This window comes from Peribacillus sp. NPDC097895, assembly GCF_050277555.1.
In the GTDB taxonomy this organism is placed as follows: Bacteria; Bacillota; Bacilli; order Bacillales; family DSM-1321; genus Peribacillus.
The window spans coordinates 109,373-129,880 of record NZ_JBNNSH010000006.1; the positions used below are offsets into that span (position 1 = coordinate 109,373).

18 protein-coding genes, 1 pseudogene and 1 riboswitch are annotated in these 20,508 nt (G+C 41.3%); of the genes and pseudogenes, 14 read left to right on the plus strand and 5 right to left on the minus strand.

Going from position 1 to position 20,508, the window contains the following annotated elements; translation table 11 throughout:
* Nucleotides 1-140: 140 nt before the first annotated feature.
* Nucleotides 141-977 (minus strand): EamA family transporter, encoded by an 837-nt coding sequence (locus ACQKMH_RS23060; protein WP_427589700.1) that lies wholly within the window; start codon nucleotides 975-977, stop codon nucleotides 141-143.
* A 151-nt stretch (nucleotides 978-1,128) separates the two neighbouring features.
* Nucleotides 1,129-1,174, plus strand: a riboswitch (PreQ1 riboswitch).
* 107 nt (nucleotides 1,175-1,281) lie between these two features.
* On the opposite strand from ACQKMH_RS23060, the gene queF reads away from it, so the two are divergent.
* Entirely contained in the window at nucleotides 1,282-1,779 is a 498-nt protein-coding gene (queF, locus tag ACQKMH_RS23065) for a preQ(1) synthase (RefSeq protein ID WP_377356648.1), read from the plus strand.
* A 202-nt stretch (nucleotides 1,780-1,981) separates the two neighbouring features.
* Nucleotides 1,982-3,328 carry an aspartate kinase gene (locus ACQKMH_RS23070; RefSeq protein WP_427589701.1) on the plus strand — a complete coding sequence of 449 codons (1,347 nt, stop codon included), beginning with the start codon at nucleotides 1,982-1,984 and terminating at the stop codon, nucleotides 3,326-3,328.
* A 412-nt stretch (nucleotides 3,329-3,740) separates the two neighbouring features.
* Here ACQKMH_RS23070 and ACQKMH_RS23075 read toward each other — a convergent pair whose 3' ends face one another.
* Nucleotides 3,741-4,301 carry a nitroreductase family protein gene (locus ACQKMH_RS23075; RefSeq protein WP_427589702.1) on the minus strand — a complete coding sequence of 187 codons (561 nt, stop codon included), beginning with the start codon at nucleotides 4,299-4,301 and terminating at the stop codon, nucleotides 3,741-3,743.
* 454 nt (nucleotides 4,302-4,755) lie between these two features.
* Here ACQKMH_RS23075 and ACQKMH_RS23080 point away from each other — a divergent pair, with 454 nt between their 5' ends.
* Nucleotides 4,756-6,504 carry an ABC transporter ATP-binding protein gene (locus tag ACQKMH_RS23080; protein WP_427589703.1) on the plus strand — a complete coding sequence of 583 codons (1,749 nt, stop codon included), beginning with the start codon at nucleotides 4,756-4,758 and terminating at the stop codon, nucleotides 6,502-6,504.
* A complete protein-coding gene (locus ACQKMH_RS23085) occupies nucleotides 6,479-8,269 on the plus strand; it encodes an ABC transporter ATP-binding protein (protein WP_427589704.1) in 1,791 nt (596 codons plus the stop codon). The genes ACQKMH_RS23080 and ACQKMH_RS23085 overlap by 26 nt, the downstream gene beginning before the upstream one ends.
* Before the next feature lie 294 nt (nucleotides 8,270-8,563).
* Here ACQKMH_RS23085 and ACQKMH_RS23090 read toward each other — a convergent pair whose 3' ends face one another.
* Nucleotides 8,564-9,061, minus strand: coding sequence for a MerR family transcriptional regulator (locus ACQKMH_RS23090; RefSeq protein ID WP_427589705.1), 498 nt, complete (start codon nucleotides 9,059-9,061; stop codon nucleotides 8,564-8,566).
* 140 nt (nucleotides 9,062-9,201) lie between these two features.
* On the opposite strand from ACQKMH_RS23090, the pseudogene ACQKMH_RS23095 reads away from it, so the two are divergent.
* The 8 genes and pseudogenes from ACQKMH_RS23095 to ACQKMH_RS23130 all read left to right on the plus strand — a co-directional run.
* Nucleotides 9,202-9,300: pseudogene (locus ACQKMH_RS23095) on the plus strand (CPBP family glutamic-type intramembrane protease); the annotation flags it as partial.
* 219 nt (nucleotides 9,301-9,519) lie between these two features.
* A complete protein-coding gene (locus ACQKMH_RS23100) occupies nucleotides 9,520-11,577 on the plus strand; it encodes a carbon starvation CstA family protein (RefSeq protein WP_427589706.1) in 2,058 nt (685 codons plus the stop codon).
* Nucleotides 11,578-11,590: 13 nt separating this feature from the next.
* Nucleotides 11,591-11,794, plus strand: a complete 204-nt coding sequence (locus ACQKMH_RS23105; protein WP_230160580.1) for a YbdD/YjiX family protein — start codon at nucleotides 11,591-11,593, stop codon at nucleotides 11,792-11,794.
* A 300-nt stretch (nucleotides 11,795-12,094) separates the two neighbouring features.
* Nucleotides 12,095-13,309 carry an ammonium transporter gene (locus ACQKMH_RS23110; protein WP_427589707.1) on the plus strand — a complete coding sequence of 405 codons (1,215 nt, stop codon included), beginning with the start codon at nucleotides 12,095-12,097 and terminating at the stop codon, nucleotides 13,307-13,309.
* A 12-nt stretch (nucleotides 13,310-13,321) separates the two neighbouring features.
* Nucleotides 13,322-13,684, plus strand: a complete 363-nt coding sequence (locus tag ACQKMH_RS23115; protein WP_427589708.1) for a P-II family nitrogen regulator — start codon at nucleotides 13,322-13,324, stop codon at nucleotides 13,682-13,684.
* A 62-nt stretch (nucleotides 13,685-13,746) separates the two neighbouring features.
* Nucleotides 13,747-13,929, plus strand: coding sequence for a Fur-regulated basic protein FbpA (gene fbpA, locus ACQKMH_RS23120; RefSeq protein ID WP_356714859.1), 183 nt, complete (start codon nucleotides 13,747-13,749; stop codon nucleotides 13,927-13,929).
* A gap of 360 nt (nucleotides 13,930-14,289) precedes the next feature.
* The gene (locus ACQKMH_RS23125) at nucleotides 14,290-14,940 is read left to right on the plus strand and encodes a LytTR family DNA-binding domain-containing protein (RefSeq protein ID WP_230160574.1); all 651 of its coding nucleotides are present in this window, start codon (nucleotides 14,290-14,292) and stop codon (nucleotides 14,938-14,940) included.
* Between the two features lie 130 nt (nucleotides 14,941-15,070).
* Nucleotides 15,071-16,597, plus strand: a complete 1,527-nt coding sequence (locus ACQKMH_RS23130; RefSeq protein ID WP_427589709.1) for an acetyl-CoA hydrolase/transferase family protein — start codon at nucleotides 15,071-15,073, stop codon at nucleotides 16,595-16,597.
* Nucleotides 16,598-16,709: 112 nt separating this feature from the next.
* On the opposite strand, the gene ACQKMH_RS23135 is transcribed toward ACQKMH_RS23130, so the two are convergent.
* Nucleotides 16,710-16,922 (minus strand): hypothetical protein, encoded by a 213-nt coding sequence (locus ACQKMH_RS23135; RefSeq protein WP_427589710.1) that lies wholly within the window; start codon nucleotides 16,920-16,922, stop codon nucleotides 16,710-16,712.
* A 97-nt stretch (nucleotides 16,923-17,019) separates the two neighbouring features.
* Here ACQKMH_RS23135 and ACQKMH_RS23140 point away from each other — a divergent pair, with 97 nt between their 5' ends.
* Together ACQKMH_RS23140 and ACQKMH_RS23145 are read left to right on the plus strand one after the other, a co-directional pair.
* The gene (locus ACQKMH_RS23140) at nucleotides 17,020-17,442 is read left to right on the plus strand and encodes a hypothetical protein (RefSeq protein WP_427589711.1); all 423 of its coding nucleotides are present in this window, start codon (nucleotides 17,020-17,022) and stop codon (nucleotides 17,440-17,442) included.
* Between the two features lie 276 nt (nucleotides 17,443-17,718).
* Nucleotides 17,719-18,825 carry an AI-2E family transporter gene (locus ACQKMH_RS23145; RefSeq protein ID WP_427589712.1) on the plus strand — a complete coding sequence of 369 codons (1,107 nt, stop codon included), beginning with the start codon at nucleotides 17,719-17,721 and terminating at the stop codon, nucleotides 18,823-18,825.
* 54 nt (nucleotides 18,826-18,879) lie between these two features.
* Here the strand turns inward: ACQKMH_RS23145 and ACQKMH_RS23150 are convergent, their stop codons facing one another.
* Complete coding sequence (locus ACQKMH_RS23150; RefSeq protein WP_427589713.1) at nucleotides 18,880-20,298, minus strand: NAD-dependent succinate-semialdehyde dehydrogenase; 1,419 nt, start codon at nucleotides 20,296-20,298, stop codon at nucleotides 18,880-18,882.
* Between the last annotated feature and the right edge of the window lie 210 nt (nucleotides 20,299-20,508).

Consider the following 20,508-nt stretch of genomic DNA (forward strand, 5'->3'; position numbering starts at 1 on the left):
GAGATAATATTCAAAATTATCTGATATTTAAAGGGAAGTGTCAACACTTTTTTTGAACCAATCTTATTTTCCGGCTAAATTAAAAAAGACCTGGCTTGTGTGCACATGACAGCCAGGTTGTTTTTATAAATGAACTATATTCATATTTTAGTTAAGATAATGCCGATTAATGCTGCAAGTACTCCGGCAATTTGATAGGTTTTTAGTTTTTCTTTGAATAAATAACATCCAGCGAATACGACAACTAAACAGTTCAGGCTGACGACAGGGAAAATGATGCTTGCGATCCCGGTGTTCAACGCAAAGAAATAACATCCATAGCCTATCATGCTTAAAAAGCCTACTAAGGAACCGATTTTGACTTCCTTTAGCTTGATTTTTTCATTTTTAAGAGCTAGAGCCGAAAGAAGATAAAGCATTCCGCCTCCATACATTGATACAAGGATATCAAGGGAGTTTAAATGAAGACGTGTTGATGTCGTCATAAGAATGCCAAGCACACCAAAAGATAAGATGGAGAATAATGTGTGCATAATCCAAGGGACATATTGATGGTTACCTTTAGCATTAGGTGTATACTGAATGACTAAGGTAGCGAGAAACATGCAGACGATTCCACTCCACTGCAGGGTAGAAATATGTTCGTGAAAAATTAAAGCTGCACAGAGAATGGGGAATATGGCGTTTGCTGCGATTAATGGTGATGTCAAGCTTGCCGGCCCTTTTTCAAAGGCGCTTGCCATCTGGATGTTACCATTAGCGTTCAGTACACCAATAGCTGCACCAAGCAAGATAGATAGCCAGTCCAGCTTCAAACCATCCATAAATATTCCATAAAAAATGGACAAAATAAAAGCTGAAAAATAAAAGAAAAATTGGATATGTATCTTGGAATAGCCTTTTCCGCTGCTCCATTTGAAAATGCTATTATTGATACCGAAACATAAACTGGTGATGAGTGCTGCAAAAATCCACATTTGTATAATCTCTTCCTTCTTATAGGTTGAACTGCTTTTTCCATTTTAAACTGAATATATAAATGAATCAAACCCAATTTAAGAGAGTTGCATTGACAGATTGTCTATTTTTTTTTATATTTACTATGACAAATTAAAATATTTCCCGATAACGGGAGAGGTTCATAGCATCACCCTCTTAAAAAAACTATGGCTTTGATATTTTTCGCGAATCAACCATATCTTTGAGGAGATATGGTTTTTGTTATATAGAGGCCCATTTTATGAATCTCCCCTGACAAACGTGGAAGAGGAGGACTTTTTTATGTCTGGAAGAAAAGAAGAAGAATTAAATGATATTACATTGCTTGGGAATCAAGGGACAAAATATACATTCGACTATGCACCGGAAATTCTGGAGTCGTTTGATAACAAGCACCCTAACCGTGATTACTTCGTCAAATTCAATTGCCCGGAGTTTACTAGCTTATGTCCGATAACGGGGCAGCCAGACTTTGCAACCATTTACATCAGCTATATTCCAAGTGTGAAGATGGTGGAAAGCAAGTCTTTGAAGCTTTATTTATTCAGCTTCCGGAACCATGGCGATTTCCATGAAGATTGCATGAACATCATCATGAACGATTTAATCGAATTGATGGACCCGAAATATATTGAAGTTTGGGGTAAATTCACTCCTAGGGGCGGAATTTCCATCGACCCTTACACCAATTATGGGAAACCAGGTACGAAGTATGAGGAAATGGCAGATTACCGCTTGATGAATCATGACTTATACCCGGAAACTGTGGATAATCGTTAAAGAATAGGAGAGACAATGGGCATATGCCCGTTGTCTTTTTTTGTTTTTAGCCATTCTCGATTAGCGGTCCTGCTGCTTTGTCCTTTATGAAAATACAAATGTCCTCCTATAACGGAATTTACACTTGATTGTTTCGCTAAAAAGCGCAATAATAGGGAGAGATGATTTTGACAGAATATTTACGAAAATAGGGGATGTCGAGATGAAAGTTGCAAAGTTTGGCGGAAGTTCACTTGCATCAGGTGAACAGTTGAGGAAGGTATTCGAAATTGTTGTTTCAGATCCAGAGAGGAAGATCGTGGTCGTTTCGGCTCCAGGGAAACGCAATTCCGATGATATAAAGGTGACGGATTTATTGATTGAGGCTGCAGAACAGCAACTGCGCGGGAATAACGGTGAGCCTTTAATTGAAGATGTGGTCTCCCGCTATGCGAGCATTGCTGAAGAGCTGGATATATCCGAGAGTGTCATCATTGGGATTCATGAAAATTTAATGGCACTGTTGCATGCAGACCAAACTAACCCGAAGCGCTATTTGGATGCATTGAAGGCCAGTGGCGAGGATAATAATGCGAAGCTGGTCGCAGGTTATTTCCAAAGCCGCGGGATAGAGGCACAGTATATTAATCCAAAGAAGGCTGGCTTGATCGTAACGGATGAAGGTGGATTTACCAAGGTGCTGCCAGAGTCTTATGATCGATTATATGCTCTTCGTGATGAGCCTGGAATCGTAGTATTCCCAGGATTCTTTGGGTATACGTTAGATGGTGATGTTTTAACCTTCTCTAGGAGCGGTTCCGATATTACGGGTTCGATTCTTGCGAATGGTGTCAAAGCTGATTTGTATGAGAACTTTACGGACGTAGATGCCGTTTATGCGGTGAATCCGAGTGTGGTTTCCAATCCGAAAGGGATCCGGGAATTAACTTATCGCGAAATGCGGGAGCTTTCTTATGCCGGTTTCTCGGTATTCCATGATGAGGCGCTAATACCTGCATTCCGTGCGGGAATACCTGTCCATATCCAAAATACGAACAACCCGATGGCACAAGGGACCCGTATTGTGAGCACAAGGGATAATACGAACGGGCCGGTTATCGGGATTGCAAGTGATAAGGGATTTTGCAGTATTTACATTAGCAAATATTTGATGAACCGGGAAGTTGGTTTTGGACGGAAACTGCTGCATATCCTTGAAGACTATGGAGTTTCATATGAGCATATTCCGTCAGGCATTGATGATGTGACACTTATACTAAGGCAGGACCAGATGAAGGGTGATGCCGAGAAGAAAATCATTTCACGCATCAAGCAAGAACTACATGCTGATGAAGTGATGGTGGAGCATGATCTTGCCTTAATCATGATTGTAGGTGAAGGAATGCGCCATAATGTCGGTACAACGGCAAGAGCCTCAAAAGCGCTGGCCGATGCAAAGGTCAATATTGAGATGATCAACCAGGGTTCTTCAGAGGTAAGCATGATGTTCGGCGTGAAAGGATTCAATGAGGAGACGGCAATTCAAGCTTTATATCACGAGTTCTTTTGAGAATAATAGATCAGTGACCTCCTTTTAGAAGGGGGTTTTTTGTGATCAATCTTTTAGTCACTATACATACGGCTGGACTTTTCAATAGAATCATGTTTAGAAAGCCAACCTTATCACCTCAAGTTTAATACTTCTATTTTAATACAAAAAAGACTGTAGGACTAAGTTCTATCTATATGTTAAAACAAAGTTGATTGGAGCGTAAGGTGCGAGATTCCTGCGGGAAAAGCGCGTCAAGGGGAGACACCGCAGGCGTAAGCCGAGGGCGGACCGCCCGCGGAAAGCGAGTGCCTGGAGAGGTAATCAATGTTCAAATTGTAAAAGCCATAAAAAAACTGTAGGCAATCTCGATTTTCATCGAGTTTGCCTACAGTCTGAGCTCCAATTGAAGATTGGAAGCTTTCCTTTTATATTAGTCCATTATGGTCAGTATTTGATCGATCGCTTTCCTTGGACGTGGGGTGGGAATCATATCAGGGTAACCAACGTGAAGACTGCCGACGATTTTCTCGCAATGTTTCACGCCTAGAGCATCCCGAAACTCCATACTGTGTATCATGCCGTATGTTTCCCATATCATCCCGATTCCTTGTTCCCAGGCAAGCAGGCTAAAATTCTGGATCAGAGCACTTGTAGCTGCATAATCTTCTTCTCGTATCATGGGATTCGGATTCTCTTCCATGATCACTGCGATAAACATCGGGACACCAATAAGTTTGTTATATCCACGCTGTCCAGCTTCTTTTTTCTTTTCCGGATCCTTCTCTTTGCCTGCCATGAAAGCACGGGTTGCTTCCGCCAGCTTTAAGCGACTGTCACCTTGAACCACGACGAAGCGCCATGGTTGGGTCATTTTATGGTTTGGTGCCCACGTCGACGTTTCCAATAAAGTTTGGATGGTATCAAGAGGAACAGGAATGTCCTTAAATCGCTTGATGCTGCGCCGTTCTTTAATGATATCTTCAAGTTTCATGATCATCCTGCTCCTTTAATTTTATATGTAAGTTTATTAGTTTTTTAAAAAAATAATCCCCGGCTGCCTAATATGCTTCCAACGTGAATAAAATGACTTGAATAAAGAGGGGGCAATATTCCAGTGACTTGCATTCGCTAACAAGCATATAAGTTTTACTACTAGGCACAGAGAAGCCGGGGCGACATTGTAACTATGTACAATATCAAAAGGGTACGATAAGAGATTATCGCAATTGCTTATCAAATTTCAGAGATCGATAATGAAATTGAAAATCATTATCAATTAGAATTTTCGCTTATTTCCTGTTATTTGTCAAGAGTATTTATGAAAAAAAACAAGTTATTTGCCTAACCTTTAAATCAGCTTAAATCTTTTAAAAAATCTGTATAAAAATGTATAATGAGAAGATGAAAGATGCTATCTACATATGAAGAATCGAAGGGTGTCATAGATGATAAAACTGTCCTCATTTCTTAAACCGTACTGGCTGTTGATCATTCTAGCTTTATTATTAATGGTCGTCGAGCTCGGTGTTGAACTGTTACAACCTCTATTTATAGCAAAAATAATTGATGATGGCATTTTACAAAAAGATTTATCGGTGGTGATAAAATGGGGAAGTATCATGGTTGGACTTTCCATTTTTTCATTTCTTGGAGGAATCGTTAATTCCTTTACAGCATCACATGTAAGTCAAAGTTTTGGGCATGATGTCAGGAAAAGCCTTTTTGGTAAAATACAGGCGTTTTCTTTTGCGAATTTGAATAACATCCCGACTTCCTCGTTGATTACAAGGATGACGAATGATGTGACCCAACTTCAAAATACGGTTTTTATGGGCCTGCGTATCATGGCGAGAGCACCATTAATCGTAATCGGCGGGGCAATCATGGCTATTGCGGTCAATTTGAAACTATCTCTTGTGTTGGTCATTTCGATTCCTGTTCTTGTTTTCTTTCTAGGATGGGTAATGAAACGAGCGGCGAAGTTATTTAAGCTCGTCCAGAAAAAGCTCGATAACGTCAATAGCGTCATGCGGGAAAACCTGATAGGCATGCGCTTGATCAAAGCTTTTCTTCGTAAGGACCATGAGATCGGACGGTTTGATGACGCGAATGACGAGTTGAAAAGAAAGACTGTCACTTCCCTTCGTTTAATTGAAACGACCATGCCCGTGCTGATGCTGGTCATGAATGTCGCGATCCTTATCATCCTCTGGCTGGGAAGCGAGTTTATTTCAACGGGAGATATTCAGGTCGGGGAAGTTGTGGCGATTGTAAACTATGCAACAAGGATTGCAGCGTCACTTTCCGTTTTTTCATGGCTGATTACGGTCATTTCCCGTGCAAAGGCATCGGCGGAACGAGTGACGGAAATATTTGAAACCCCGATAGATATCGATGAAGGTAAGATGGAAAGCAAGAGTGAGGCCGTCAAGGGGGGAGGAATCAAGTTTCTTGATGTATCTTTCCGCTATCCTGGAACAGATGCACCAGTATTGAAAAACTTGAACTTCTCTATCGACCCGGGGCAATCACTTGCCATCATGGGAGCAACAGGATCCGGAAAAACATCCCTGTTTCAACTGATTCCAAGATTATACGAAGTTGAAAGCGGCTCCATTCGTATAGATGATCAGGATGTGAAGGATATTCCTCTGGATTCGCTTCGTAAAGGGATCGGCTATGTACCGCAAGAGGCCCTGCTTTTTTCCGGAACGATAAAAAATAATATTGCTTGGGGTAAAGAAGGGGCCGCGATGGAAGAAATAATGGCAGCAGCCATGCATGCTCAGGTCCATGAAACCGTGATGAAACTCCCTAAACAATATGAAACGCAGTTAGGGCAAAAAGGAGTGAACCTGTCAGGAGGGCAAAAGCAGCGGTTATCGATTGCGAGAGCATTGGTGCGTAGACCGAAGATTCTCCTTCTGGATGATAGTACAAGTGCGTTGGATTTGAAAACGGAAAGTAAATTGCTCACCGCTTTAAAGGCCTATACGTGCACGACAATCATCATTACACAAAAAATAAGTACAGCCATGGAGGCGGACAAAATCTTGTTGCTGGAAAATGGTGAAGTGCTCGCCGAAGGGAAACATGAAGATTTGATTCAAACAAGTGATCTTTATCGGAAAATCGTTCACTCACAGTTTGGGGAGGAGGGTATTTCTCTTGAGTCGAAAAATATCTCCCGATAAGGCAAAGTCAAAACCGGTCAACTCATGGAATACGATAAAAAGAATCATCCCCTACTTGGCGACGAAAAAAAGCCTGCTATTTTGTGTCCTTTTCATGGTATTGATTAGCTCGGTTTTGGGGTTGCTTGGCCCGTTTCTTGTTGGCAGGGCCATTGATGATTATATTGTCACAAAGGACAGCGGTGGGTTGATTAGCCTTCTTATCGGGCTTCTTTGCGTCTATATATTCTATTCCCTATCCATGTGGCTTCAGAATTATTGGATGATCGGGATTGCACAGGATACGGTTTATGCGATGCGCAATCAATTGTTCAAAAAGCTTCACCAATTGTCCATTCCCTTTTTTGACCGACGTCAGCATGGGGAATTGATGAGCCGGGTCACGAATGATATAGAAAATGTCAGTTCTAATTTGAATAGTTCCGTGATCCAGATTTTTTCAAGTGTGCTGACATTGATCGGAACCATCGGAGTGATGCTGTATTTGAGCCCGTTATTGACGGTTTTAACCTTATTCATCGTTCCTCTTATGTTCTTCGGGTTGAGATGGATAACGAACCGGACGGGAAAGCTTTTTAAAGAACAGCAGAAGAACCTTGGAGAACTGAATGGGTTTATTGAAGAAACGATTTCTGGACAGAGGATCGTAAAGGCCTTTTCACAGGAAGATAAAGTGATCCGTGATTTTATCACCCGGAGTGAAAACTTAAAGAAAGCCGGATTTTTATCACAATCTTATTCTGGGCTGATTCCCAAGCTGATGAATTTACTGAACAACTTGAGTTTTACGGTAATAGCAGCAGTCGGCGGGTTTTTGGCGCTGAATGGATTAGGAACGGTCTCCATCGGTGTCATCGTCATTTTTACCGAATATTCAAGGCAATTCACCCGTCCGCTAAATGACCTGGCTAACCAATTCAATACACTCCTCTCAGCTGTTGCTGGTGCAGAGCGGGTTTTCTCCATTCTTGATGAAAAAGAGGAAGAAATGGATGAGAAGCAGGCCTGTGAACTTCGGGATGTTTGTGGGGAGGTGGACTTTGAAGGTGTTTCCTTTTCCTATAATGAAGAGGATCAAACGATATATGATGTTAGTTTTCATGTGGGAAAAGGAGAGACCATCGCGCTAGTGGGGCCGACTGGGGCCGGTAAGACTACGGTCATTAATCTTCTTGCCCGTTTTTACGAGCCGAACAGCGGGCGGATATTGATCGATGGCCAGAATATCCAGCAGGTAACGAGAGCCAGTATCCGCAAGCATATGGGCTTTGTTTTACAGGATTCCTTTTTGTTTCAAGGTACGATTCGGGAAAATATCCGCTACGGTCGATTGGAGGCGAATGATGAAGAAGTGGTGGATGCAGCCAAGCTTGCCAATGCCCATTCCTTTATCATGAAACTGCCTGATCAATATGATACCATTTTGAATCAAGATGGCAGCGGAATCAGTCAGGGGCAGCGCCAGCTTTTATCGATTGCAAGGGCTATATTAGCCGATCCCGTTCTATTGATTTTGGATGAAGCGACAAGTAGTATAGATACGATTACCGAGCTTAAAATTCAGGAAGCATTACACCGCTTGATGGAGGGGAGGACAAGTTTTGTCATTGCCCATCGATTGAATACGATTCAGCAAAGTGATCAAATCCTGGTACTTGATGAAGGCAGAATCATTGAAATGGGACCCCATGATGAATTGCTGCGGCAAAGGGGTTTTTATTACGAACTATATCGCAGCTCATTAAAAGAAAATCAGACCGGATGATGAAAAAATGTGTGCCGTTAGGCGCACATTTTTTGTGTTGGTCACAAAACCTTATACTTTGGACTTGCATTCCGTTTCATTTAACGAGGCGATTGCCTCTTCTAAAAATATGAGGATTTCTTCCTTTACCGGATATAAACCAGCTGAGGAAGAGTCAACTGCGGATTTACGAACTTCCCAGAATTTCTCCTCTAGATCTTTGTTTCCTTCGAAAATCAATTCTGATAAAAGCAAGCAATCTTCAGCGATCAGCCTTCCTTCCTCGGATTTGGCAGGAAATCCTTTTTTGATGGTTCATTCTATACGATTTGTTAGGTTGATCCATTGTTTCGTTTGGATATGACCTTTTTCCATCTTAGGTAGTTTGTCCAAGGTTTTCCGTTCTTCCTTGCTGAAGAATTGATCACGATGATGTTCTTTTCTTTTGATTAGCGGCAGCAGCAGCTCCCAATCGAGATCTCCTTCGACTTCTATGCTATTTAACAAGGTTTGTATGTTCTTAAGAGTGTTTTCCTCTTCCCTTATGCTTGATATTGTCTGTTGTTGTTGATGAAGGAGCAATTCTTTGAAGGCCTTTTTATCCAACACGGTTTTTATATCAACTAAAGAGACCGAAAGGCTTTTAAGCAAGCAAATTTTTTCAAGCCTTTTGAGGTCTTTTTCCGTATAATACCGGCGACCATTTGCGTGTCGGAACTCAGGTGTCAGTAATTGGATTTGGTCGTAATACCGAATCGTTCTAATCGTAACGTTTGCCAGTTTGGAAAATTGCCCCACGGTCCAAAATTCCATTGTCTTACCTCCAAATTAATATTGAAGATGACGTTGCGTCATCATCGACACTTACTTTATAGCTTAACTGAACAGGAGGGATGGCAAAGATGAGTATTTTAAAGGTGAACCTTGGGGAAGTAAGGAAGGAGCATGGATGATTTGCTTGGGCATACGAAAAGACAGGGTCCATCTGGCCATCTGTTTTGATTCATGGATTATTTAATGGACTGGTGGTGATATTGACGTTCATATCCTGAAGTGACCAAAAGATAATGTGGAACAAGAGGGATTAATCGACAAGATATTTGTAAATACATGACAAATTGACTTAATTGCTATTGCTAAAAAACCTTATAATAACATATAATTCTGAATATACGTAAAATTCTTTAAATTAAATGGATCATAGCCTAACTCCATATGATATGAAGATTTTTTATAGTAATGATAGTTCCATTGAGAGGAGACGGTTAAAAATGAAAGCGCTTAAGTCGGTCATTCTTTGGGGAATCATTTCTGCGGTGGGTGCGGTAAGTTTTGGCTTCGTCGCGTTAAACCGTGGGGAAAGCATTAATGCCATGTGGGTTGTCACTGCAGCACTCTGTGTTTATTCAATTGCGTATCGCTTTTATAGTAAATTCATTGCACAGAAAGTGTTTGAGCTAGATGATGATCGCCAGACACCATCGGAAGCAAATAATGATGGGAAGGACTACGTTCCTACGAATAAGTGGGTGTTGTTTGGTCACCATTTTGCGGCAATTGCAGGAGCTGGCCCCCTCGTAGGTCCAATCCTTGCAGCGCAAATGGGATATTTGCCAGGGACACTATGGCTTGTAGTTGGAGTTGTGTTAGCCGGTGCCGTTCAGGATTTCGTTATTCTCTTCGGTTCGATGCGCCGTAACGGTAAATCTTTGGGGGAGATGATCAAAGAGGAAATTGGACCGATTACAGGTTTAATTGCGATGATTGGAATCCTCGGCATCATGGTTATTTTATTAGCGGTACTTGCCCTTGTTGTTGTAAAAGCGCTGGTCGGCAGTCCTTGGGGGATGTTCACGATTGCCTCGACGATACCGATTGCAGTCCTCATGGGCATCTACATGCGCTATATAAGGCCCGGTCGGGTTGGAGAAGGTTCCATTATTGGTATCATACTATTGATGCTTGCGTTATTTTTTGGCCGCTTTGTATCCGAAAGTGCAACATTGGCGCCAATGTTCACATTCGATGGGGAAACGATCGCCATCATGTTGATTGTATATGGATTCGTTGCTTCCGTTTTGCCGGTCTGGATGCTATTGGCACCACGTGATTACTTAAGTACATTCTTGAAAATCGGAACGATCATCGGACTTGCACTTGGTATTTTTATCGTCATGCCGAGCCTGGAAATGCCTGCTGTCACTCAATTCATTGATGGAACAGGACCCGTTTTCTCCGGGAATTTGTTCCCATTCTTATTCATTACAATCGCTTGTGGAGCGGTATCGGGATTCCATGCACTCGTTTCATCGGGGACAACTCCTAAAATGATTGAACGCGAATCCCATTCTCGTCCAATTGGATATGGGGCGATGTTGACTGAATCCTTTGTAGCCATCATGGCGATGATAGCAGCCTGTGTACTGACTCCGGGGATTTATTTCGCTATTAACAGCCCAGGTGCCGTTGTGGGAACGGATCCGGCTCAAGTGGCGGCTACGATATCCGATTGGGGTTTCATTTTGACACCTGAAATGATTACCGATTTAGCAGATGATGTTGGGGAAGAGACCATTTTATCACGTACTGGAGGAGCGCCGACCTTTGCAATCGGTATGGCCCATATCTTCTCGAAAGTGGTTGGTGGAGCGTCCTTGATGGCGTTCTGGTATCATTTTGCGATTCTGTTCGAGGCCTTGTTCATATTGACGACCATTGATGCAGGAACCAGGGTGGGACGTTTTATGATACAGGATATTATCGGAACCTTTTACAAGCCGTTTGCCGCAACGGAAAAGTGGCTGCCTAATATTATTGCGACAGCCATTTGTGTAATTGGCTGGGGATACTTCCTTTATCAAGGGGTCATCGATCCTCTTGGCGGGATCAATACCCTCTGGCCATTGTTTGGAATTGCGAATCAGATGCTTGCAGCCATTGCATTGCTGCTTGGGACGACAGTCCTTTTCAAAATGGGTAAAAAAGCGTATACATGGGTCACGCTCGTGCCTACTACATTCTTATTGATAGTGACCATGACGGCGGGGTGGCAAAAGCTGTTCCACGAAAACCCGGCCATTGGCTTTTTAGCTCATAAGGATAAATTTAAAGCAGCCTATGATAATGGGGACATTCTTGCTCCGGCAGCCACTCTAGCCGAGATGAAACGTGTTATCGTCAATGATTATGTGGATGCTGCCCTTTGTGCCATCTTCATGATTGTTGTGATCACTGTTCTGATTTCTGCCATAAGGTTGTGGATAAAGGTCTTGAAGAATCAACATACAGATTTACATGAATCACCTTATGTATCTAGAAGGACATCATAAGGGAGGGGTGACAATGTTGAAAAGATTGATTAAGATTCTCAGCTACAGAAAACAGTTTGTCAGTTTGCTTGTCGGCGTGCCTAGTTATGATACCTATGTGGCGCATATGAGAGTTCACCACCCGAAAGATCCTGTAAAGACGAGGAAAGAATTTTTCTGCGAAGCACAGGATGAGCGATATAACGCAAAAGGCGGGAAAGTGTCTCGTTGCTGTTAACTGAATATACGTTGAAGGGTCCTCATTTTGAGGGCCCTTTTTTAGTTGGATCATATGAAGTGGGAAATAAGTAGAGGGGGAAATGTAACACATTGGACTAAAAAAACATAAAAAGATTTTTCAGTGACGGAAAAGCTGATTTTGCTGGTGCTTTATTCATAAGTTATGTTACTTAACCTAACAATATTTTCATAAAATTAAAAAAATAAGTTGAATTATTAGAAAATTAAGTTTATGATAAAAAATATAACATTACTGCGTTAATAAACATAACATATAGAAAAAGGGGGAAAAAACAAAATGCAAAATGCAGATTCGGTATTTATGTTTTTGGCGACAATGATGGTCTGGCTCATGACACCAGGAATTGCCTTGTTTTATGGAGGGATGGTAAAAAGTAAAAATGTCCTGAATACCGCTATGCATAGTTACATGCCGCTGGCAGTCATTTCGATTCTTTGGGTGCTGATCGGATATTCATTATCATTTGCACCAGGAAATACACTCCTAGGCGGTCTGGAGTGGGTTGGTTTAAAAGATGTTGGCTTCGAACCTGGTCCATACAGCGAAACAATTCCTCATAGCCTATTCATGTTATTCCAAATGACCTTTGCCGTTTTAACCGTCTCGATCATTGCAGGTGGCATAGCCGAGCGGATGAAGTTTTCAGCATTCTTGATTTTTACGATTCTTTGGTCTTTATTCGTATACGCCCCTGTTGCTCACTGGGTATGGGGAGGCGGCTGGTTAGCTGAACTGGGTGCACTGGATTTTGCAGGGGGCAACGTTGTTCATATTTCTTCTGGGGTTGCCGGACTGGTATTAGCGATCCTGTTAGGCAAAAGGATAGAATCGGGGGACAGCGCGCCACATAACCTACCTTTAACATTTCTTGGCGGAACATTAATCTGGTTCGGTTGGTACGGCTTCAACGTCGGAAGTGCATTGACAATCAATGAAGTGGCGATGAATGTATTCGTTAATACAGCAGTTGCAGCTGCTGCAGGCATCATTGGCTGGTTGATCGTTGAGTATATGACTAATAAAAAGGCGACATTGCTGGGGGCAGTGTCCGGAGCGATTTCTGGGTTGGTTGCCATTACACCAGCTTGCGGATTCGTAACGCCTGCATCATCAATCATCATCGGAGTCGTTGGCGGGGCCGTATGTTTTTGGGGAGTATTCTTCTTGAAGAATAAACTGGGATACGACGATGCCCTCGATGCATTCGGGCTACACGGTATCGGTGGAACATGGGGTGGTGTCGCGACAGGTTTATTCGCAACCACTTCCGTCAATGAAGCGGGAGCCAATGGTGTATTCTATGGTGACTTCAATTTACTGTGGAAGCAGCTTGTAGCGATCGTGGCTACTTATATTTTCGTTGCAGTGGTGACTTATATCATCGCTAAAGTCATTAACGTTTTCGTTCCGTTACGTGTAAGTGAAGAAGATGAATCCGTGGGGCTTGACATAACGCTTCATGGTGAAAAAGCCTATCACGAATCAATTTAAGGGGGGGACCATATGTCCGAAGTTTTAACGAAAATAGAGATCATAACACGTCCAATCAAGTTCGAACAATTCAAAGCGGAATTGGCAAAAATAGGCGTGAGCGGAATGACTGTATCGGAAGTAAAAGGAACGGGTCTTCAGAAAAGTTATGTGGAAACATATAGAGGTAGAAATCGGGAAATGTCATTACATGACCGGATGAAAATCGAAATCGTCGTTTGCGAAGTACCCGTTCAGGATGTTGTGGATGTAGCAAGGAAATTCTTAAGCACCGGTAAACCTGGCGACGGTAAAATCTTCATTTATGAATTGGCGAATGTTGTTAATATCCGTACAGGAAAAGAGGGGCATGATGCGTTAAAGAATGATTTCTAATGTTGTGAGGATCATTCCGAGTGAATGTGCCGGAACCATAGATCAAAGAAAGGGAGTTGAAAATGGGGAGACTGGTCCGAATTGTTAATGCAAAAAAACAGAAGATCATTAATACGCTCATTTCAGAGGGGGTATATCAACCCGATGACCGACTCTTTTTATTCGATTTACCATTAAAAAAATTGGAGGAAATTTTATCCCTTCGTATAAAGTCCTCGATTCAAAATCCCCGTTTAAAAAAATAGCCACTTAGCCGTAATCCTTTGTAAGGATAACGGTTTTTTTATCCTGTTAATCCTAAAATTTGAAGTAGTATTTAATCGTATATAGCGTTGCGCTACATTTTATATATAACGAAACTTTTTTCTTGAATCCCCCATGGAAATCGGGGAGCTTTCCAACTATAATGAATAAGGACATAAATTTAAATCCAATTTTATTGCTTTTTTTGACACTTTTCGCTTAGTTAACTCGTTTTTTCTTTATTTTGCGAAAAAGTTAATACAAAAAATGTAAGTCTTCGTATAATTCATGAATTATGTCGCGAATGCCCGGTTTAATAATGGGCAAATTAATTAATATGTTCTTTTAAGAGGTGAAGGGAAATGGATCAATTTACGGTCGAATCCGTTTTAAATATCATCAGGGAATTTGTACCGAAGGATGCTTCAATTTCTGTGGCTGATTCTGAAAAATACATTTATTACCAACCTAGTAAGCAGGTTGACTTAAGAATAAAACCGGGTGATTTAATAAGTAAAAACACAGCGACGTACAAAGCGTTGAGTGTCCGTAAAAAAATCGGGGTGCAAGTTGAAAGTAATGTATTTGGCGTACCTTACTATGGGTTAAGCGTACCAATTATGGACGAGGGCAATCCTTTGGGGGCGGTAACGGCCATTTTACCGTCAAAGCCATTAATTTTACCGACATCATTTTTGACCATTAAAATAGATGACCGCTGGATTCCGCTTCCATATGACGAAATTATGTATTTAGAGGCTCAAAATAGGAAAACTAGAATTCAGTCCGAAGATGTGAGTGGATTTCATAAAATGAACTTAAGTGAATTAGAATTCATTTTACCAAGTGATTTATTCATTCGGGTGCATCGTTCGTACATCGTCAATATCAACTATATACATGAGATTCTTCCTGATTTTCATTCTACATTTTTACTTATAATGAAAGACAATTCGAAAATCCAAGTCAGTCAAACTTATGCAAGTCAATTCAGAAGAGCGCTGGGATTTTAGGGTTTCTCCTTTATGTGATAAAAATGCTGGTTTGTGCTCTATTTAAGGCTTTTCATTCGAAAATGAATGTGACAATTACACGGGCTTGATAAAATTAAGTGTAAGAAAAGCGAAAATGGGGGTCTTTTGTATGAACGAAAGCGTTTTCAAAAAAATTCGCAACGAACAATTTAAGGGGAAAGTTGTAACAGCGGAAGAAGCAGCTTCATGGATTAAAGATGGGATGAAACTTGGTATGAGTGGATTCACTCGTGCTGGTGATGCTAAAGTTATCCCGATGGCTCTAGTCGAAAGGGCTAAAACAGAAAAATTTAAAGTTGACGTTTTTACTGGTGCTTCATTAGGACCGGAAGTCGACCAACATATGGCGGAAGCAGGTATCATTAACAAACGCTTACCGTTCCAGGCGGATAAAGGTATTCGTAATAAAATAAACGCTGATGAAGTCACTTATGTGGATCAGCATTTATCTCATACAGCTGAACAAGTTCGTCAAGGCATTGTCGGACCAATCGATTTTGCGATCATCGAAGCATTGGCGATTACAGAAGAAGGATTAATCATCCCGACCACTTCTGTTGGTAACTCAGCCATCTTCGTTCAAGAAGCGAAACATGTAATCATTGAATTGAATGTTTCTCATCCAGAAGGATTGGAAGGCATGCATGATATATATACACCAGCAAAGCAAGGGGAGCGTGAGCCGATTCCTATGACTAGCGTAAGCGATCGTCTAGGATCAATCGGTATCCAAGTTGACCCTGAAAAGGTAATGGGTATCGTCGTTTCAACAGATCTTGATGCACCTTCTACAATCGTGCCGCCGGACGAAGAAACAGCAACCATTGCCAACCACCTTATTAACTTCCTTCGTGAAGAAATCAAGGCTGGTCGTTTAACTGAAAGTCTTGCTCCGCTACAATCAGGAGTAGGGTCAGTGGCTAATGCCGTATTCGCTGGTTTCCTTGATTCTGAATTTAAAGATTTGGAAGTGTATTCAGAGGTACTTCAAGATGCGGTATTCGATTTAATCGATGCTGGAAAAGTTAAATTCGCTTCAGGTTGTTCAATTACATTAGCTGAAGAAAAAGGAAAGCAAGTTTACGGTGAGCTTGATAAATACCGCGACAAACTAGTTCTCCGTCCGCAAGAAATATCTAACCATCCTGAAATCATCCGTCGTCTTGGATTGATTTCAATCAATACGGCGTTAGAGTGTGATATTTATGGTAACGTAAACTCCACGCATGTTTCTGGGACAAGAATGATGAATGGAATCGGTGGATCGGGAGACTTTGCCCGTAACTCACGCCTAGGTATTTTCGTAACGAAATCATATGCAAAAGGCGGCAATATCTCTAGTATCGTTCCTTTCGTTTCTCATGTGGATCACACTGAGCATGATGTGGATGTATTAGTGACAGAGCAAGGGATCGCTGATTTACGTGGACTGGCACCAAAAGAGCGCGTGGAGTTAATCATTGAAAACTGTGCACATCCTGATTACCGTCCGCAGCTTCGTGCATACTTCACAGAAGCTGTTGCGCAAACTGGAGGACACCAAACTCCGCATATTCTTGAAAAAGCATTCTCATGGCATACGAACCTAGCTAAAAACGGTACGATGCTTGAAGCAGCTCTTCAAGATCAAAAATAAAATTTAAAACCCCGTCAATATGGCGGGGTTTTTTTATTTGGGTTCAGCTCTTTGCGCTTTTGACGCTTAATAATGTTCAGCTCTTTCCTGATTGGTTCAACATTTCTTTAATTTATTTTAGCGGTGTAGGCATTACTTCTTTTGGAATGGGGCAAACATATGATTCTCCGCCTAATCGATTTTGTAGTTCTTGGTTTGCTTGTTTGATTAGTTCTGGATTTTGCATGACTTCAGCTGCTGTGGCTGCCATGACTTTACCGGCATGTAGCATTCCTTTATGAGCAATGGAAGTAGTACCGGTTGCAACAGCTTGCCGTGTGTGCAATTGTGTTCCCGGCGCGAGACAAGCGGTAGCATTGAGCTGTCGGCACTACTATACTATAATATTGTTAAAAAGTAATCAGTATGGGGGCGATATAATATTGATGAGAATTGGAGTAATAGTTGCATACAATTCTTTAGAAGAGATAAAACCCGTTGAAGACTGTTTAAGGGGTCGTTGCGAACTAACCTTTTTTACATATAAAAAATTAACAGAGATTAAAAAGATTTATCTTGAAAATCAGTTTTTATATGATGGAATTGTTATGAATGGCCTAGCTTACTTCTTCCTCAAAAAAGATCAGGTGGAATTTCAAACCCCAACCTTTAACTATATGATAAGCGAGAGGGACTTTTATAAATCTCTGTTTAAGATTAGTACAATTTATAAAGATATTGATTTCTCCAGAGTTAGTTTTGATTTCATTGGATCACCAGGTAATCTTTTTGGATTAGATGATATATTTTCAGACGATCACTTTCCTTGCATCATTCAAGGCGAGGTAACCGAGGGGAATATTTAAAGGTAAATAGTATATCCATGTGCCATTTGCATATTCTTACCGATTAGTTCATTTTACTCCAACTTATAACTGGGTTTAAGCGTAAAATGAAGCTTAACCATCAAAAGAAAAGGGAACTGTATCATTAGGCTTTTTTCTTTTACTTTTGTATATAATTATACATTCAAGTTATATAAGTATGGTAAACTGCTAACAATGAAGGATTATCATACATGGAATTTTTCGTTTCCTTAGAAAAAAGGAGTCATATAGAATGCTTATAGTGGAGGAGATTATTTGTTCAAGCAAAAACTGCATTTTTGGACGTTAGAGTTATTACTATTGTCTTTACTTTTTTATGTTGGTACAAAAATTTCTTTTCTTTTTGAACCAATCGTGATTTTTACCTCGACGTTGTTCTTTCCCATCTTGATTTCAGGTTTTCTCTACTTTTTGTTCAACCCTACCGTTGATTTCCTCGTTAAAAGGAGAATGCCAAGGGGATTGGCGATTTTATTGCTTTACGTATTTTTCCTTGGATTGATTAGTTTACTGGTCGGTTTGGTTGGTCCATCACTTTCTAAACAGGTTACGGACTTAATCAATAACCTTCCGGATTATTTCAATCAAGTAAGGAAGTTCATTGAAGATTCAGCTGAGTCAAAATGGTTTTTGTGGACGGTGGAACAAGATTATGTACCTCTGCAAGAAGTAGGGGATTCGCTGCAAAAATACTTGACGAACTTACCTAGTAATATAACGAACAGTTTGTCTTCGGTTTTCAGTGTGGTCACGAATATTACTTTAGTGGTCGTAACGGTTCCTTTCATCCTATTTTATATGTTGAAGGACGGAGATAAACTTCCAAGCGCCATCATGAAATTCGTACCGGTCAGCTATAGAAAGCCAGCTTTGACAGTCCTTCAGGAGACTGGGGCCACACTTACTACATACATCCAAGGGCAGATGCTTGTCTGCATGTTTGTCGGGATCGGAACGTTCATCGGGTATTTAATCATTGGTTTGCCTTATGCGTTCTTATTCGCGCTGATTGGTGCGATTACGAATATCATTCCATATGTGGGTCCTTTTATTGGGGTAGCTCCTGCCGTCATTGTGGGATTGATTCATTCGCCGACCCAAGCGCTATTGGTCATTCTCGTTGTAACGATCATCCAGCAATTGGATGGTAATGTGATTTCACCGTTAGTCATCGGGAAAAAATTGAACACACATCCGCTTACCATCATCATCCTTTTGCTCGTTGCCGGAAACATTGCCGGTATCATAGGCATGATTTTGGCCGTTCCGACTTATTCCGTTGTTAAAACGATTGTTTTGAATATCGTTAAGTTCATCAGGATCCGTAAAGAGGAAAAGCTTGAAGAAGACATATTGGAATGAAAAAAAGGGACCGACTCATTTGAGCTGGTCCTTTTTTCTTGATGTCTGAATATTTTACAAACCTAAAGAAATATATTTTACTTCCAGGAATTCTTCGATGCCTTGGTGTCCGCCTTCTCGGCCAAGACCGCTTTGCTTGAATCCTCCAAAAGGAGCTTGTGGAACGGAAGGAAGCCCATCATTCAAACCTACAATACCAAATTCAAGTGCCTCGGTAAATTTGATGCCTTTGGTGATATTTTCAGTGAAAACGTATGCTGCTAATCCGAAAATGGAGTCATTTGCCCTTTTGATTGCCTCTTCATCAGTCTTGAAGGTGGCAATTGGAGCTAGTGGTCCAAATGTTTCTTCCTTCATGCAGAGCATGCTATCATCAATGTTGGATAGTACGGTTGGTTCAAGAAAAAGACCCCCGATTGATTTTCCGCCAGCCTCGAGCTTAGCGCCGCTGCTGATGGCTTCATCAATTTGCTTTTGAACCTTGTCCACTGCATTTTGGTCGATGAGCGGACCAATATCGACGCCATCTTCCAATCCGTTGCCTACTTTTAGTTCTTTAACTTTGGCTACAAGCTTTTCGATAAAGGCTTCTTGAATGGCTTCGTGGACATAAATGCGATTTGAACAGACGCATGTTTGTCCAGCATTACGGAATTTTGAACTGATGATGCCATCGACCGCTTTATTAAGGTCGGCATCTTCAAGAACGATTGCTGGTGCGTGACCTCCGAGTTCAAGCGAGATTTTCTTTACTGTATCGGCCGAGCCTCTCATTAGGGTTTTACCGACTTCTGTAGAACCGGTAAATGTCAATTTACGGACTCTTGTATCTTGAAGCCAGGTTTCACCGATTTCGGATGATTTTCCTGTCACGACATTGATGACTCCTTTTGGAATGCCAGCTTCCTCTGCCAATTCAGCCATTTTTAAAGCGGTAATTGGAGTCAGGTTTGCAGGTTTAATGACGACCGTGCAGCCGACAGCAAGGGCGGGTGCCACTTTTCTTGTAATCATCGCGGCAGGGAAGTTCCATGGAGTGATGACAGCTACAACTCCAACTGGCTGTTTGGTCACGAAAAGCCGCTTATTGGAGACGGAAGCAGGAATCGTTTCGCCGTACACCCGCTTACCTTCTTCGGCAAACCAAGATAGAAAGCCATTTGCATAGGTCATTTCACCAAGAGCTTCTTTAAGGGGCTTGCCTTGTTCTTCAGTCATGATTTTGGCTAGTTCTGCTTTATTATCATCAATTAATCGATGCCATTTCCAAATTAATTCAGCCCGTTCGTAGACTGAAAGTGCCGCCCAATCGTTAAAGGCCTCATAAGCGGCATCTGCAGCCTTCGCTGCTTCAGTTGCACCGCCTTTAGGGACAGTGGCAACGACTTCATCCGTTGCTGGATTCCTGACCTCAATTTTATCCAAACCAAAATCAGACCACTCACCGTTAATAAATAATCCGTAATCCTTCATGATAAAACCTCCCATTTTGGTTAAATCCATCAAACTACTAAAATAACTCTTAACCTTATACTTTTACCTGTTACATTAAAGTATAAACATTTTATAGCGATTCCGAAATTTTTTTGATTGGCTTTTTTTAGAAACTCGTATATCCATTGAAGGAAGGAGAGAGAACGCATAAAAAAAGGCGTGCAATGAGCACACCTCTTTTTCATGGTT